This is a genomic window from Pannonibacter sp., assembly GCF_051860505.1.
Classification (GTDB): Bacteria; Pseudomonadota; Alphaproteobacteria; order Rhizobiales; family Stappiaceae; genus Pannonibacter.
In genome coordinates this window covers 29660-45734 of record NZ_JBHYDX010000014.1, presented here as the reverse complement: position 1 = coordinate 45734, position 16075 = coordinate 29660, and the positions used below count along the sequence as shown (strand labels likewise).

General features: G+C 62.4%; 15 protein-coding genes. 12 read left to right on the top strand and 3 right to left on the bottom strand.

Annotated elements, in window-relative coordinates; translation table 11 throughout:
• Nucleotide 1 precedes the first annotated feature (1 nt).
• From iolE to iolB, 3 genes are all read left to right on the top strand, one after another.
• Nucleotides 2-904, top strand: a complete 903-nt coding sequence (gene iolE, locus ACTIFE_RS11445) for a myo-inosose-2 dehydratase (protein WP_439529284.1) — start codon at nucleotides 2-4, stop codon at nucleotides 902-904.
• A 385-nt stretch (nucleotides 905-1289) separates the two neighbouring features.
• Nucleotides 1290-1499 carry a hypothetical protein gene (locus ACTIFE_RS11440; protein ID WP_439529283.1) on the top strand — a complete coding sequence of 70 codons (210 nt, stop codon included), beginning with the start codon at nucleotides 1290-1292 and terminating at the stop codon, nucleotides 1497-1499.
• The gene (gene iolB / locus ACTIFE_RS11435; RefSeq protein ID WP_439529282.1) at nucleotides 1496-2308 is read left to right on the top strand and encodes a 5-deoxy-glucuronate isomerase; all 813 of its coding nucleotides are present in this window, start codon (nucleotides 1496-1498) and stop codon (nucleotides 2306-2308) included. The genes ACTIFE_RS11440 and iolB overlap by 4 nt, the downstream gene beginning before the upstream one ends.
• Nucleotides 2309-2330: 22 nt before the next feature.
• Here the strand turns inward: iolB and ACTIFE_RS11430 are convergent, their stop codons facing one another.
• From ACTIFE_RS11430 to ACTIFE_RS11420, 3 genes are all read right to left on the bottom strand, one after another.
• Nucleotides 2331-2687: a DUF1850 domain-containing protein gene (locus tag ACTIFE_RS11430; RefSeq protein WP_439529281.1), complete on the bottom strand. Its 357-nt coding sequence runs from the start codon at nucleotides 2685-2687 to the stop codon at nucleotides 2331-2333.
• Entirely contained in the window at nucleotides 2684-4765 is a 2082-nt protein-coding gene (locus ACTIFE_RS11425) for a TRAP transporter permease (RefSeq protein ID WP_439529280.1), read from the bottom strand. Before ACTIFE_RS11425 ends, ACTIFE_RS11430 begins: the two co-directional genes overlap by 4 nt.
• A 138-nt stretch (nucleotides 4766-4903) precedes the next feature.
• The gene (locus ACTIFE_RS11420) at nucleotides 4904-5857 is read right to left on the bottom strand and encodes a TAXI family TRAP transporter solute-binding subunit (RefSeq protein ID WP_439529279.1); all 954 of its coding nucleotides are present in this window, start codon (nucleotides 5855-5857) and stop codon (nucleotides 4904-4906) included.
• Between the two features lie 433 nt (nucleotides 5858-6290).
• Between ACTIFE_RS11420 and ACTIFE_RS11415 the strand changes: the two genes are divergently transcribed.
• From ACTIFE_RS11415 to urtE, 9 genes are all read left to right on the top strand, one after another.
• Nucleotides 6291-7604 carry a purine-cytosine permease family protein gene (locus ACTIFE_RS11415; protein ID WP_439529278.1) on the top strand — a complete coding sequence of 438 codons (1314 nt, stop codon included), beginning with the start codon at nucleotides 6291-6293 and terminating at the stop codon, nucleotides 7602-7604.
• An 81-nt stretch (nucleotides 7605-7685) separates the two neighbouring features.
• The gene (locus ACTIFE_RS11410) at nucleotides 7686-8708 is read left to right on the top strand and encodes an alpha/beta fold hydrolase (RefSeq protein ID WP_439529277.1); all 1023 of its coding nucleotides are present in this window, start codon (nucleotides 7686-7688) and stop codon (nucleotides 8706-8708) included.
• Between the two features lie 360 nt (nucleotides 8709-9068).
• A complete protein-coding gene (locus tag ACTIFE_RS11405; RefSeq protein ID WP_439529276.1) occupies nucleotides 9069-10211 on the top strand; it encodes a transporter substrate-binding domain-containing protein in 1143 nt (380 codons plus the stop codon).
• Nucleotides 10212-10229: 18 nt separating this feature from the next.
• Complete coding sequence (locus ACTIFE_RS11400; protein ID WP_439529275.1) at nucleotides 10230-10943, top strand: ANTAR domain-containing response regulator; 714 nt, start codon at nucleotides 10230-10232, stop codon at nucleotides 10941-10943.
• Between the two features lie 256 nt (nucleotides 10944-11199).
• On the top strand, nucleotides 11200-12447 hold the full coding sequence (locus ACTIFE_RS11395) for a transporter substrate-binding domain-containing protein (RefSeq protein WP_439529274.1): 1248 nt from the start codon (nucleotides 11200-11202) through the stop codon (nucleotides 12445-12447).
• 109 nt (nucleotides 12448-12556) lie between these two features.
• Entirely contained in the window at nucleotides 12557-13426 is an 870-nt protein-coding gene (gene urtB / locus ACTIFE_RS11390; RefSeq protein WP_439529273.1) for an urea ABC transporter permease subunit UrtB, read from the top strand.
• A gap of 4 nt (nucleotides 13427-13430) precedes the next feature.
• Nucleotides 13431-14600, top strand: coding sequence for an urea ABC transporter permease subunit UrtC (gene urtC, locus ACTIFE_RS11385; RefSeq protein ID WP_439529272.1), 1170 nt, complete (start codon nucleotides 13431-13433; stop codon nucleotides 14598-14600).
• Complete coding sequence (gene urtD, locus ACTIFE_RS11380) at nucleotides 14597-15346, top strand: urea ABC transporter ATP-binding protein UrtD (protein WP_439529271.1); 750 nt, start codon at nucleotides 14597-14599, stop codon at nucleotides 15344-15346. Before urtC ends, urtD begins: the two co-directional genes overlap by 4 nt.
• Nucleotides 15339-16037, top strand: a complete 699-nt coding sequence (gene urtE, locus ACTIFE_RS11375; protein ID WP_439529270.1) for an urea ABC transporter ATP-binding subunit UrtE — start codon at nucleotides 15339-15341, stop codon at nucleotides 16035-16037. The genes urtD and urtE overlap by 8 nt, the downstream gene beginning before the upstream one ends.
• Nucleotides 16038-16075: the final 38 nt, after the last annotated feature.

The window sequence follows — 16075 nt, the reverse complement described above, 5'->3', positions numbered from 1 at the left end:
CATGATCCTTTACGGCACCAATCCCATCGCCTGGTCCAACGACGACGACCAGACGCTCGGCGCGCATATCTCGCTCGAGCAGTGCCTGGATGAAACCGCGAAGATCGGCTTCGACGGCATCGAGAAGGGCCACAAGCTGCCCGTGACGCTGGAGGGTATTGCGAAGGAACTGGGCGGACGCGGCCTGAAATACATCTCCGGCTGGCACTCGCTCAATCTGCTGACCAACTCCATCGCGGACGAGAAGGCGGCCATGCAGCCGTTCCTCGATCTCCTGAAGGCCGTCGGATCGAAGGTGATCATCACCTGCGAAACCTCCAACGCCATCCATGGCAATGACGCCGTGCCGGTGAACGACAAACCGGTGCTGGCGGCCTCCGAGTGGGCCGATTTCGGCCATGGTGTCGAGGCGCTTGCCGCCTTCGCGGCCGAGCAAGGTGTCACGCTGGTCTATCACCACCACATGGGCACAGTGGTGGAGAGCGAGGCGGAAATCGACCTGTTCATGGGAGCCACGGGCCCGGCCACGAAGCTCTTGTTCGACACCGGTCACTGCTACTTCGGCGGCGGCAATCCGGCGGCGGTGGCCGAGCGCCACATGGCCCGCGTCCGGCACCTCCACGCCAAGAACGTGCGCCCGGCGATCATGCGCCAGGTGCGCGAGAAGGGGCTGTCGTTCCTCGAGGGCGTGCGGCGTGGCGTCTTCACCGTGCCGGGTGACCCGGAGGGCGGCGTCGACTTCCGCCCGGTTCTGGCCACGGCGGCGGCGCATGGCTATGAAGGCTGGCTGGTGATCGAGGCTGAGCAGGACCCGAGTGTCCGCATCCCCTTCGAGTACCAGAGCATGGGGCTGAAGGCGCTGAAGGCGCTGGCCAAGGACGTGGGGCTGGATCGCCGCACGTGAGCCTTGCGCGTGGATGAGCCGAAGCGCCTCAGCCCCCCTCCCCCTCGTGGGGAGGGGTAAGGGGTGGGGGGCTTTGAGCGAGCTCATCGCGCAATGATTGCTCTTCATCCTGGAGAGCCTGATCAAGGGGAACGACCGCTTGCATCCAATTGCCTTTCCGCTCGTTGGAGAGGTTTCCCCCCACCCCCAACCCCTCCCCACGAGGGGGAGGGGAGCTGACAGGCCAAGCAAGACAGTCAAGCTGGTACCTTGATCGAGGTCGCAGTGCTTCAAACGGCTCATGGGCCCTGGGTCGTTTCAAGGGGAAATGTGAAGCGTGCGGCCTCGCGTGTTGCTATAGCTGGAGCACTCTGTCGACGTGTTCCCGTCCAACAAAGAGACCCTGATGAAGATCATCGACCCGGATCATCCCTTCTACCGGCCGCTGTGGCGGCGCCTTGCGATTGTCGGGGTGACGCTGGCCTGGGCCGGCGTGGAGGCCTGGACCGGTGCGACGGGCTGGGCGGTGTTCTTCGTTGCTGTTGCCGCCTATGCGGCCTGGATGCTGGTGGCGAACTACAAGCCCAAGACGGAAGACACGGGAGACAAGTCATGACCAACCTGTTGCGCCGGCCGACCGGCATCCGTGGCAAGGTCCACGCCATCACGCCCGAGGCTGCAAACTGGGGTTATGTCGGCTTCGACCTTTACCGCCTGGAGCCGGGCGAGGAGGTGCGCGAGGCGACCGGAGGCCGCGAGGCGATCCTTGTCCTGGTCGAGGGCAGGGCTGAGGTGAGCGCCGGGGGCCAGTCCTTCGGCGAGCTTGGCCTGCGGCTCGACGTGTTCGAGAAACTGCCGCCGGCCTGCATCTACGTGCCCGACAAGTCGGAATGGCAGGTTCGGGCAACAACGGCGCTGACGCTGGCGGTCTGCATCGCGCCGGGGCAGTCCACCCATCCGGTGCAGTTGCTCGGCCCCGAGGGGCTGACGCTGGAAAGCCGCGGGCAGGGAACCAACACCCGCTACATCCACAACATCGCCATGGAAGGGCGGGATGTGGCCGGCAGCCTGCTGGTGACGGAAGTGTTCACGCCGTCCGGCCATTGGTCGTCCTATCCGCCGCACCGGCATGACGAGGACAATTTCCCCGACATGACCTATCTGGAAGAGACCTATTATCACCGGCTCAACCCGGCGCAGGGCTTCGGCATCCAGCGGGTGTTTACGGAAGACGGCGCGCTCGACGAGACCATGGCTGTAAGCAACCATGACGTGGTGCTGGTGCCCAAGGGTCACCACCCCTGCGGCGCGCCCTATGGCTACGAGATGTACTATCTCAACGTGATGGCGGGTCCCTTGCGCAAGTGGCGCTTCAAGAACCATCCTGACCACGACTGGATCTACCAGCGCGATCTGGTGACGTAAGCGCGCGGGCGAATGATCCGCTTCACGGGCAAGGCCTGATGTGGATCGCGTCTGAGGCTGTGGTGCCAAGGTCGTGGCAGGTGCCATCGGCACAGAGGTGCCAGTCGCTGCCGGTTGCGCCGGATGCGGCAAGGTTCAATGCGGTCTGCGGCGGCAGGGACGGGGTCCAGACCCACCAGCCGTCGATGAGCCGTGCGCCGTCGCCCGGTTCCATGCCCGCACCGGAACCCCGGACACGGGCCTCGCGGACAACAAGGCCCGCCGGGGTCATGTCCCAGGTTTCCTCCCAGCCGGTCTTTTCGACCGAATGGGTCCAACTTAGCGTGAAAGAGCCGGAGATGGCGAGCACCAGCGTGCCCGCCATCAGGCAGGCGCTCATGCCGTTTTGCCCGCCTTGCGGTTGGCAAACCAGACGATAGCGGCAAAGGCAAAGCCCAGGGCGAAGCCGATCTCATCCGTGATCGGCAGGGCGGCGATGAGTGTAAACGCCGCCGCCATGGCAAGGGCGCGCTGCCACAGAGCCAGCGGAACGCCCAACCAGCCGATTACGGCAGCCCCCCACAGGCTGATGGCGAAAGCTACTTTCACCACGACATAGGCGACGGCCGGTCCGTAGCCGATGGCGCTTGCCAGTGCGCCGCCATCCTGCAGCATCAGGGCCGGCGTGTAGACGGCCATGAAGGGGATGACGAAGCCGGCCGCAGCCACCTTGATCGCTTCGAAGGAGATCTTCAGGCCGCTTTCCTTGGCGATCGGGCTGGCAGCAAAGCAGGCAAGGGCCACGGGCGGTGTCAGGTCGGCGAGAATGCCGAAGTAGAACACGAACATGTGGCTGACGATCAGCGGTACGCCGAGTTCCAGAAGCGCGGGCCCGGCAATGGACGAGGTGATGATGTAGTTCGGGATGGTCGGGATGCCCATTCCGAGCACGATGCAGGTGACCATGGTCAAGAGCAACGACAGGAACAGGCTGTTCTGGCCGACACTGACGATGAACTGGCCGAAGGTGTTGGCGGCGCCTGTCAGCGTCATGGTGCCGATGATGATGCCGACAAGGGCGCAGGCGACCCCGACCGGAAGCGCGGAGCGGGCACCATCTGCAAGGCTGTCGCGGCAGTCGGCCAGCGTCTGGCGGCCGCCGCGCGAGAAGGCACAAATGGCAACGAGGATCACAACGGCAGCCAGAATGACCTTGATGCCAAACTGGAAGAAGGCGGCTGCGACAAGGCCGAGGCCGATCCAGAAGAGGATCCGGATGACCTGGGAGGGCAGGCCGAGCGCGACAGAACCGCCAAGGATCAGCAGGACCGTGAGGCCAAGGCCGATGGTGCCGGCGTACAGCGGGGTGAAGCCGCCGAACAGAAGATAGACCAGGACGGCCAGGGGAAGGATCAGATACCAGCCCTGCTTGAGGGCCTTGGAGACAGAGGGCAACTCTGACTTGGCCATGCCGCGCAGGTTTCGCTTGCCCGCCTCCAGATGCACCATCCAGAAGGCCGAGGCGAAGTACAGGATGGCCGGAATGAGCGCGGCCTTGACGACCTCGAAATATTCCACGCCAAGTGTCTCGGCCATGATGAAGGCGACCGCGCCCATCACCGGCGGCATGATCTGGCCACCCATGGATGAGGTGGCCTCGACGCCGCCAGCGAAGGCCGGCCGGTAGCCGAAGCTTTTCATGAGGGGAATCGTGAACTGCCCGGTGGTCACGACATTGGCAACGCCGGACCCTGAAATCGTGCCCATCAGGCCGGAGGAAATGACGGATACCTTGGCAGCGCCGCCCGTGGCATGGCCAACCAGTCCGAGGCTGACATCGGTGAAGAGCTTGATCATGCCGGCGCGCTCAAGGAACGAGCCGAACAGGATGAACAGGAAGATGAAGCTGGAGCTGACATAGACCGGAATGCCGTAGATGCCTTCCGTGCCATAGGCCATATGCTCGATGACCTGAGCGAAGTCATAGCCGCGGTGGTCGAGCGGGGCCGGCAGATATTCACCGAAGAGACAATAGGCCAGAAACAGACCTGCGATGAACGGCAAGGCCGCGCCCATCATCACCCAGGCTGCCGCGAACACGATGGCGATGGCAATTACACCGAATACGATATCGCGCGGCAAGGGATCGCCTGCACGAATGAGCAAATCCGTATAGTCGATCCACTGATAGGCAGCCACACTGACGCTGGCGGCAGCCAGAAGCCATGCAATGCCCCTGAAAGCGGGAGCGGCATGACGGGCCGCAGCGATCAGCGGAAAGGCCAGAACACCCAGAAAGCCGACATGGATCGCCCGGACAACCTGGCTCGGCATGTCGATGACATGGGCGGCAGTGGCAATCTGGAAGGCCGAGAAGGCGACGGCGATCCAGAACAGCAACCGGCCTTCTGTCGTCTTCGGAAAGCCTATGGAATGCGGGTCATGCGCGGCTGGCGCGGTGTCGGTCTTGCTGGTCACGCTGGTGTCCGTGAATGGGGTCTGGGAGGATCGAGTTCAGAGGTCTTGTCTGGCCTGAGGCATCAACGACAATTCCCTTCCCCCGGCGTCTGCCAGAGGAAGGGAGTGCCAAGGTTTCACCTGGTCCAACAGGCCCGATTACATCAGGCCCTTTTCCTTGTAGTAGCGCTCGGCGCCCGGATGCAGCGGGATCGGCATGCCATCCTGAGCCTTTTCCAGGTTGATCGCCTTGGCGGCAGCATGCGCCGCGACCATGTCCGGCAGGTTCTCGAACAGCTGCTTGGTCATCTGGTAGGCGGTTTCTTCCGAAACACCGTCATGGGTGACGAGGAAGTTGATAACAGCCACCGACGACACGTCGCCTTCCTGGCCCTGGTAGGTGCCGGCCGGAATGGTTGCGGCAACATAAGGCGCGCCGAGGTTTGCGACGATGTCTTCAGGCACGGCGACGACATTGATCGGGACGGAGGTTGCCAGGTCCTTGATCGAGGCAACGCCGAGGCCGGCCGACTGCAGCGTTGCGTCCAACTGGCGGTTCTTCATCAGTTCGACGGATTCGGCGAAGGGCAGGTACTCGGTCTTGGCAAGGTCCGTGTACATCAGGCCAGCAGCCTGGAAGATGGCACGGGCATTCAGTTCGGTGCCCGACTTTGCGGCGCCGACGGAGAGCGACTTGCCTTTGAGCTGTTCAAGCGTGGTGATGCCACTGTCCTTGGACGCGACGATCTGGATGTAGTTCGGGTAGACGGCGGCAATGCCGCGCAGCTTGTCGAGCGGAGCCTTGAAGCCCGCATCGGCATTGCCTTCCCAGGCCAGCTTGACGCTGTCGCCCAGTGCGAAAGCCAGTTCGCCCTTGCCCTGCTGCAGCAGGTTGAGGTTTTCGACCGAGGCCTTGGTGGCCTGAACCTGAGGACGCGCGCCCTCGATCTTTTCGCCGTAGATCTTGGAGAGCGCAACACCAAGCGGATAATACACGCCCGATGTACCACCGGTCAGGATGTTGATGAATTCAGCTTTGGCCGGGGCCATGGCACCGGTGAGCGCAGTGGCGGCAACGGCGGCAACGGCAAGTGCGCGCGACATGAAGCGCATGGATAGTCCTCCCTGTTTTCCTCAAGAACAGCGCCATTCGGCGCGTTGGTTAGGATGCAGGATCTGTTATAGCAGACCCTGTCTCGTCCGGCCGACAGGGTGCTGTGGTTTTGCGTCGTGGGCAACCGTGTTTCTACGCAGTTCCTTGCGGCAGCTGCGAAGGCGAAATAGCGGTAATCCCCGCAATTGACACCGGGACGGCCGCACATTATCGTTGATGCTTGCCTGGGTAAGTACCAGGCCCCGGCACCGGCGCCGGACGAAAAACGCAGGCAAAAAGGCCTCCTCATGTCTCCCTTAGCGGAGCCATGCGGAGGCCTTTTTGCGTTTCTGGGTCTGAAGAACCGGTGCCGGGGGCGAGGAAGTCGTGCCCGAACGAGCCCGGCTGACCTCGCCGCAATATGGCTTGTGACGAACAGGAGAGGGGAGTCGCATGTCAAAACTGACGCAGAATGTGGAAGCCGTGGAAAGCGAAGTCGACCACGTGCTTGGAGCGGAATACGAACACACTGCAGTGCCCATGGCGGCGCGGCGCAGCATGTTCTCGATCACCACGGTGTGGATCGGCTTTCCGATGATCATCACCGGGGCCATGACCGGCTCATTGCTGGTGCTGGGCATGGGCTTTGCCAATGCTTTGACGGCGATGATCGTCGGCAATCTCATCATGCTGGTCTATGTCGGGTTGCTGGGGCTGCTCGGGACCAAGACCGGCTTCAACTTTGCACTGATGGCCAGCGTCGTCTTCGGCCGCAAGGGCTATGTGCTGGCTTCGGGCTTGCTGTCGACCTTGCTGCTCGGCTGGTATGCGGTGCAGACCGGGATCACCGGCGCGCTGATCAGCACCGCCTATGACCTCAATTACGTGATGATGACCGTGCTGGCCGGCGTGCTCTACATCGGCATCACTTTCGTCGGCGTGCGCGGATTGCATGCCATCGGCCTTGTGTCGGTGCCTGCCTTTATCATTCTTGGCCTTTATGTCATGTTCGACGCCGCAGCGACGACGAGCTGGGATGCGATCTATGCCTATGCCGGCAACAATGGCGTGGCGACCATGTCGATGGGCGTCGGCCTGACGGTGGTGATCGCGCTGTTCATCGATGCGGGCACGGTGACGGCCGACTTCAACCGCTGGGCGGCCGATAGCAAGAGTTCGCTGGTGGCGACCTTCAGCGCCTTCCCCTTCGCCAACCTTGCGGCGATGCTGGTGGGCGGCGTGACGACGGCCGCGCTCGCCGTGCCGGATGCCAATCCGTTCGGGGCCGACAATATGTTCGGCTACATGAACGCCAAGCAGATCGGCTTCCTGAGCGTGCTGGCGTTCCTGTTCCTCTACTGCAACCTCGGCTCGGTCTGCGCCCACTGCCTCTACAATGCGGCAACCGGCTGGTCGCGCATCCTGTCGAGCCACATGCGCATCATGGCGGTGGTTCTCGGCGCCATCGGCATTGTGGTCGCAGCCGGCAACGTCTGGGCCTTCTTCATTGAATGGCTGTCGCTGCTCGGCATTCTGGTGCCGCCGATCGGTGCCATCATCATCGTTGACCAGTATGTCCTTCGCCGCCCGGCGGTGATCGACCAGGACTGGCGCGGTCAGGCGTTCCTCGCCTGGATCATCGGCTCGCTGGTCGCCTTCGTTGTCGAGTTTTACGCACCGTATCTGTCCACGGCCATCTGTGCCGGCCTGGCAGGTGGCATCGCTTATGCGGTGATTGCTCAGGCACGGGTTTCGCAGACGGCCTAGGCCCAATGAGTTTGCTGCCGGGGCGCCCTCGCAGGTGGCCCCGGTGGCCAGATCAAGAAAGACCAAAGGGGACTGAGTTTCATGAGCGTCGACTATAAGCTGTATGATCTGGGAGACTTCCGCCTGCAGCGGGGGGCGACCTTGCGGGGTGCCAAGCTCGCCTACAAGACCTTCGGCACGCTGTCGCCGGCCAAGGACAATGCCATCGTCTATCCGACCTGGTATTCGGGCCAACATCCCGACAACGAATGGCTGATCGGCAAGGGCATGGCGCTCGATCCGGACAAGTATTTCATCATCATTCCCAACATGCTGGGCAATGGCCTGTCATCCTCGCCAAGCAACACGCCGGAGCCCTACAACGCCTCGCGCTTTCCGCAGATCACCGCCTATGACAACGTGCGTGCCCAGCACCAGCTGGTGACCGGGCATTTCGGCATCACCAAGCTGCCGCTGGTGACCGGCTGGTCGATGGGGGCACTGCAGACGTTCCACTGGGGGGCGATGTATCCCGACATGGTGGAGCGGATCGCGCCTTTCTGTGGCTCGGCCAAATGCTCTCGGCACAATTTCGTGTTCCTGGAAGGCGTCAAGGCAGCACTCACCGCAGATGCGGCCTTCAACAACGGCTGGTACGGCGACAAGAAGCCGGAGAAGGGCCTGCGCGCCATGGCCCGCGTCTATGCCGGTTGGGGCTTCTCCCAGGCCTTCTATCGCCAGGAACTGGATCTTCAGGCGCTGGGCTATTCCTCGCTGGAGGATTTCCTTGTCGCGTTCTGGGAAGGGTTCTTCCTGCCGAAGGACGCCAACAACCTGCTCACCATGCTGTGGACCTGGCAGAACGGCGACATCAGCGACAACGAGCTCTACAATGGCGATTTCCGCAAGGCGCTCGGGGCAATCAAGGCCAAGGCGTATGTCATGCCAAGCCGGACCGACCTGTACTTTCCGCCGGAGGACAGCGAGTTCGAGGTGGCGCACATGCCCAATGCCAAGTTGATCGTATTTGAATCTGTCTGGGGTCACTTCGCTGGCGGGCCGGGCACAAGCCCGGTCGATGTAAAGTTCCTTGACGAAAAGCTGAAAGAACTGCTCAATTCGTGAGCATGTTAATGAATTGGCGGGTGGAGCTGGTTCGCCTGCCAATTTGCGGAAGCTGGACTAATAAAGGCCCGAAAACGGGTGCCCAAAAAGGGCATTGAGGGGAATAGAGTGCGCGTAACGTCTCAGACATTGCTGATCCGGCGGACCTGATCCGCCATTGACGCCTGCGCAAGGTCGCATGCTGGCAGGACTATTCCTGCTGGTCGCGCGTCTTTCGTTCCGGTTGTCATCCTGTCAGAGGATCGGGCGAAATGTCGATGAGGTGGGGCAAAGGCCGGCGATAGACTGGCCTACGACTTGCACTGCGGGCATGGATGACTTGGGTGAACCGAGGCAGGACCAGCAGACGAGGGGATTAAGGTGAGAGGATCTGAACAGACGTCCGCCCCATGGCGCGTCGGGGTGCTGTTTTCCCAAAGCGGCTTCATGGCCGTCATCGAGGAAACGCAGCTGCGCGGCACGCTGACGGCCATCGACGAAATCAACGCAGCTGGCGGCATCAATGGCCGTCCGATCGAACCGGTGATCTATGATCCGGGCTCGGAAGCCCGTGCCTTTGGCCGTTGCGCCAAGAAGCTGATGATCGAGGACGGCGTCACCACCATGTTCGGGTGCTACACGTCCTCCAGCCGCCGGGCGGTGCTTCCGGTGGTCGAGCGGCTGAATGGCCTCTTGTGGTATCCGACACTGTACGAGGGCTTCGAGTTCTCGCCGAACGTGATCTACACGGGCGCCGCGCCCAATCAGAACAGCGTTGAGCTGTGCCGGCTGCTGATGGAGATGTATGGCCGGCGCTTCTTCTTCATCGGCTCGGATTATGTCTATCCGCGCGAAAGCAACCGTATCATGCGCGAGCTGGTCGCCAACAGCGGCGGTGAAGTGGTTGGCGAGCGCTATGTCCGCCTGTCGGCAGACCGGTCAGAATTCCAGCCGCTGCTGCGCGAGGTAAAGGCCGCCCAGCCGGATGTCATCTTCTCGACCGTCGTCGGCGACAGCACGATTTTCCTGTACCAGACCTATCACGACATGGGCTTTGATCCGAAAGTCATGCCCATCGCCAGCCTGACGACGACGGAAGCGGAGATCCAGGCCATGGGCTTCGACGTCGGAGAAGGCCATGTCACGGCGGCTCCCTATTTCCAGGGGATCGACGGGGCCCGCAATTCATCTTTCGTCCAGCTCTACAAGAAGCGCTATGGCGAGGATCAGTCGACCAACATGTGCCTGGAGGCGGCCTATTTTCAGGTGCACGTCTTCGCCAAGACACTGGCCGAGACCAACTCCCTTGATACCGAGATCCTGCGCAACACTGTGATGGGTTCGGAATATGACGCGCCGCAGGGCAATATTTCCGTCAATCCCGTCTGTGGTCACACGGATCTGTGGACCCGGATCGGCAAGGCGAACCGGCAGGGCCAGTTTGATCTTGTCTATGAATCGCCAAGCCGGGTGAAGGCCGATCCCTATCTGATCGGCTACGCACGGAACCTTGCCTATGCTTGAACCGGAAGAGCGGATCTGATGAGCATGAGACCGACAAACGGCTTCGACAGGGGGCCAAGCCTGACAGACGGGGATGGACGCGGACGCCGCAGCCTCTTGTCATTGTCCTCACGGTCTGTGGCCCCTGCGCCCCAGGGACGTCCGGTCGCCCGTCCCGGACAGACGACCTTTCCCTTTGCCGATGTCAGCATCGGCGTCATCACAGAGCGAACCGCCGAAGGCGATGCCCTGATCCGCGAATTGCAGAAGCTGCGGGCCCGGCCGCAACATGTCTGGCCGGTTCCGGCGACCTTGCCGACCGGATACGACATGCTGCTGTGCGATCTGGTGGAGGATCTGCCGACGCGTGTGCCCTGGTTGCCTGGAGAGCCGGAATCCGCGCTTGTCGCGCTCCTGCCAAAGAATGCGCCGTTCCGGCCTGAGCTCCTGCGCGATACCGCGGCCCATGGCGTCCTCGTCCTGCCGGTCGATCCCCTGACCCTGCAATGCACGCTGGCGTTGGCGCGCGATCATTTCCGCTATGAACAGCGGCTGCGGGGACGGATCGACAAGCTGGACGAGAACCTGCGGAACATGCGCAGCGTCGAAAGGGCCAAATCGATCATCATGCATCGCAAAGGCATGAGCGAAGAAGACGCCTATCAGTTCCTGCGGCGTCAGGCGATGTCAAAACGTGTTTCTATCGGAGCAATCGCCAACGCAATCGTTGACTCACAGGAATTGCTTGGGTAACATTTAATCGAGCGTAACAAACGCTCGGCAGATGGCAACGAGGCCGTCCCGAAATGCAGGCATAAGTGCCCCGCAATTGACTCTCAAGGTCAGTTCGCGGGGTTTTTTATTTTGGCGAACCTGTGTCGTCAGAATTCGGTCCTGCATGTCCGCGGCGTTGTCCGCCCACAAAAAAGCGATGGCAAGGGAGCCTCGACGCCGTCCGCCTGCAAGGCGGTCAGCGCGGGGCTTTTCGCATTTCCGACCGGAGGGTTGCATGACCATGAGAAGACGCAGTTTCCTGAAAGGCATTGCCGCCACCGGCGCCTTTGCCGCAACCGGGTTCCCGCACATCTGGAACAAGAACATGTCACTGGCGCGCGCCGCCAATGGCGAGATCAAGGTGGGTGTCCTGTTCTCGCTGACGGGGACGACGGGCATCATCGAGGAGTCTCTGAACAAGGCGACGCTGCTGGCGATCGAGGAGATCAATGCCGCCGGCGGCATCAACGGCATGAAGATCGTGCCGATCGTCGAGGATCCGGCGTCCGATCCGGCCACTTTCGCCGAAAAGGCGCGCAAGCTTGTCGTTGGCGACAAGTGCGTGTCGGTGTTCGGCTCCTACACCTCGGCCAGCCGCAAGGCCGTGCTGCCGGTCTTTGAGAGGCGTGACAATCTCTACTGGTATCCGACCCTCTACGAAGGCCGTGAATGCTCGAAGAACGTGATCTACACCGGCGCCGTGCCGAACCAGCAGCAGGACGAGTTCATCCCCTGGCTGGTGCAGAAATTCGGCAAGAAGTTCTATCTGATCGGTTCGAACTATATCTATCCGAAGGAAGAGAACAATTACTGCAAGAAGCTGCTCGAGAAGCTCGGCGGTGAGGTGGTGAACGAGGAATACGTGCCGCTCGGCCATTCCGAATTCTCTTCGGTGATCAACAAGATCCAGAGCACGCAGCCGAACGTCATCTTCTCGACCGTTGTCGGCGATTCCGTGGTGGCCCTGCACCGCCAGTACCGCGCGGCCGGTCTCGACCCGGAAAAGATGCCGATGGCCAGCCTGACAACGTCCGAAAACGAAGTCGCGGCCATGGGCGGTGAAGCGGCAGCCGGACATTTCACCTCCGCGCCTTACTTCATGGTGCACCAGTCGCCGGAGAACGAGAAATTCGTGGCGGCCTACAAGCGCCGCTGGGGCGACGACAAGGTCACCCATTTCGTGTCCGAGCCGTCCTACTTCCAGGTCTACCTGTTCAAGCAGGCTGTCGAAAAGCTGGCGGGCAGCGAGATCGACCCGCCGACGATCCGCGAGGCCGTCAAGGGCCAGGAACTGATCGCGCCGCAGGGCCGCATCCGCATCGAGCCGGAGAACCTGCACACCTACCTCTGGCCGAAGATCGCCATGGCGAAGTCGGATGGCCAGTTCGAGGTGCTGGAGAGCTTCCCCGAATGGATCGCGCCGAACCCCTACGCTGCCTATCCGGGCCAGGCCTGCACGGCCGATGGCCTCAAGGAAAGCTGAGCGAAGGTTCTCCGGCGAGAGACAAGCCCCTGTTTCCCCGGCGCTCTTCCGTGCCGGGGAATGAGGCGGGGCGTTCGAGAGGCAATGCGGCTGGCGAGGGAGCACGCCCGTGGATTTCATTCTTCAACAAGTCATCACCGGCCTCAGCATCGGGTCCATCCTGCTGCTCGTCGCGCTGGGTCTCGCGATCATCTACGGCTCCATGGGCGTCATCAATATGGCCCATGGTGAGTTCGTCATGCTGGGGGCCTATGGCGCCTGGGCGCTCAACAGCGTGTTCGGGCTGGATCTCCTGTCCAGCCTCGTGTTCATCTTTGTCGGGGTCGGCGCCTTCGGCTGGGCGACCGAGCGCGGGGTGATCCGGTTTCTGTACGCCCGGCCGCTCGACACGCTGCTGGCAACCTGGGGCATCGGCGTGGTGCTGCAGCAAATGATCCGCCTGACGGTTGGCGGCGAATTGCGCTACGTCGGCATGCCGGAGGTTTTTTCCGGGACAGTGTCGATCCTCGGCGTCAGCGTTTCGTCCTACCGCGTCTTTGTCTTCCTGTTCGTCGCCGCGCTGTTTGCCTCGACCTGGGCACTGATGTTCCGCACCTCCTTCGGCACGCGGCTGCGCGCTGTCGTGCAGGATCGCAACACCGCCATGTGCTTCGGCGTCAACGCCGACAAGGTCTACAGCCTGACCTTTGCCTATGGCGCGGGCCTTGCCGGTCTCGCTGGTGCGCTGGTCGCGCCGCTGAAAAGCGTGAGCCCGGAAATGGGTGCAGCCTATGTGGTCGACGCCTTCTTCGTTGTCGTCCTCGGCGGCGTACAGAGCCTGTTCGGCACGGTCGCCAGTGCTGCGCTGCTTGGCCAGATGTCCGGCTCGCTCGCCTATGTGTCGAACGACACGATCGCCAAGGCATTGGTGCTGCTTGCGATCATCGTCCTCATCCGTTTCCGCCCGCAGGGCCTGTTCGTCACCAAGGTCCGGAGCTGATCCCATGACACGTGCGTCTCTTTCTTCCCCAGGACGATCGGACTCCGTCCTCATCGGCCGCCTGCAGATTGCCACCTATGCCGCCGTCTGCCTGCTGATCTTCCTGGTGCCGCTCGGCATCGACGATGACTTCCTGCTGAACCGCATCGCCCGTTATCTGGTGCTGGGCATGGTGGCCATGGCGCTGGCCCTGTCCTGGGGCTATGCCGGCATCCTTAACCTCGGCCAGGCTCTGAGCTTTGGTCTTGGTTCCTATTGCATGGCCATGGCGCTGAAGCTGCGCACGGTTCCGGTGCACACTGGCTCTGAAGGCCTGCCGGACTTCATGGTCTGGAACAACGTGGAACGCCTGCCGCTTGCGTGGGTCCCGTTCCAGTCGATGCCATTTGCGATCATCGCCGGGATCCTCGTTCCGGTGCTGATCGCAGCGCTGCTCGGCTGGTTCATGTTTCGCGGCCGGGTCACGGGCGTCTTTGTTGCCATCATCACCCTGGCCGCGCTGGTCGTTGGCAACCTGCTGATCATCGACCTGCAGAGCTACACGGGCGGCTTCAACGGCATCACGGACCTGGCCCAGCTGGAGCTGTTCGGCCTTGTGTTTGATGCCTATTCAGCCTCGACCTATTACCTCGTTGCCACCTGCCTGACGGTGTCGCTGTTTGCCTGTCTGGCTGTGACCCGCAGCAAGGCCGGGCTGATCTTCCAGGCCATCCGCGATGACGAACGGCGCGTGCGCTTCTTCGGCTACGACGTGGCAGTGTTCAAGATCCTCGCCATGTCCGTTTCGGCGGCCGTCGCCGGTCTGGCGGGCATGCTCTATACGGTGGTGATGGAGTTCGCCTCGCCGACCTTCCTCGATGTGCCGCTGTCGCTGTCCATCGTCATCTGGTGTGCTGTCGGCGGTCGCCAGAGCCTCCTCGGAGCCCTCCTCGGCGCAATCCTGATTGCCGGCATGCAGGGCGCCTTGTCCGAAAGCGAAGCCTTCCTCGAAAGCTGGACGCTGGTGATGGGTGTGACCTTCGTCCTGGTTGTTCTGTTCCTGCCCAATGGCCTCGCTGGTCTTGTCACCCTCATTCGCAATCGCCTCGCGCAGTCATCTCGGCGCAGCGAGGGCGCTGCCCTGCGTCCTGCGCTCGCGGAGGTGTCCGCCTCCAAGACAGGAGACAAGTCATGAGCGCCGTGCATCTGCAACTTGTCGATCTCTGCGTCAGCTTCAACGGCTTTCGCGCGGTCAACAATCTCAACCTCAGTGTCAACAAGGGCGAACTGCGTTGCCTGATCGGCCCCAATGGCGCCGGCAAGACCACTGCGCTCGACCTCATCTGTGGCAAGACCCGGGCGCTCAGCGGCGAGATCCGGCTGGGCGACAAAAATCTGACCACAATGGAAGACTTCGAGATCGCGCGGGCCGGCGTTGGTCGCAAGTTTCAGGTCCCCAGCGTGTTCCGCCAGCTGTCGGTGCGCGAAAATCTGGAAGTCGCGCTGTGCCGTCAGCCCGGTGTTTTCGCCAATCTCTTCCGGCGAGGGAACTCCGGCGACGGGCTGGAACATCTGGCGGAGTTCGTGGGGCTTGCCGACCAGCTCGATGAACCGGCAGCCAATCTCTCGCATGGCCAGACGCAGTGGCTCGAGATCGCCCTGCTGCTCGCCCAGGACAGCGAATTGATCCTGCTCGATGAGCCGACCGCCGGCATGACGGCGCAGGAAACGCGCAAGACTGCCGACATCTGCAACCGCCTCAAAGGCAAGCACACGATCATCGTGGTCGAGCACGACATGGGCTTCGTGCGCGACATCGGCGACGTCCTCTCGGTGATGCATCAGGGCTCGCTGCTGGCCGAAGGCACGGCAGACGAGATCAGCGCCAACGAGCGCGTGCGCGAAGTCTACCTCGGTTCGATGGGGGGCCACAGTGCTTGAGATCAGCAAACTTGATGGTTTCTACGGCAACTCGCGCGCGTTGCAGGGTATCGACCTGAGCGTGGGCACAGGTGCCTTTCTGTCGGTGCTCGGCCGCAACGGCGTCGGCAAGACGACGCTGATGCGCGCCATGCTTGGCCTCCTCGACCGGACCGAGGGGGAGATCCGCCTTGATGGTCAGGACATCAACCGGATGGCGACGCATGAACGGGCACGCGCCGGCATCGGCTACGTGCCGCAGGGACGAGGCATCCTGCCGCGCTTCACTGTCTACGAGAACCTGCAGCTCGGCGGCTTTGCCCGCACCAGCGACCGCGGCAAGGAACTGGAGGCGCATGTCTTCGACATGTTCCCGATCCTGCGCGAGTTTCGCAGCCGCGCCGGAGGCAACCTTTCGGGCGGCCAGCAGCAGCAGCTGGCCATCGCCCGGGCGCTGATGACCGACCCGCGCATCATCCTGCTGGATGAGCCGGCGGAGGGCATCCAGCCCAACATCGTCGAACTGATCGAGGAGGCGATCCTGTCGCTGAACCGGCGCTTCGGCATCACCATCGTGCTCGTGGAACAGAACATCCCGTTCGCACGGCGCGCCAGCACCGACTTCGCGATCCTCGAAAAGGGACGCGTGGTCGCTTCCGGACCCATCGCAGGGCTGACCGACGACCTCATCCACCGCCACATGGCGGTGTGAGGCGAACAGGCCTGATTTCAACGACACGCGAGGGTCCC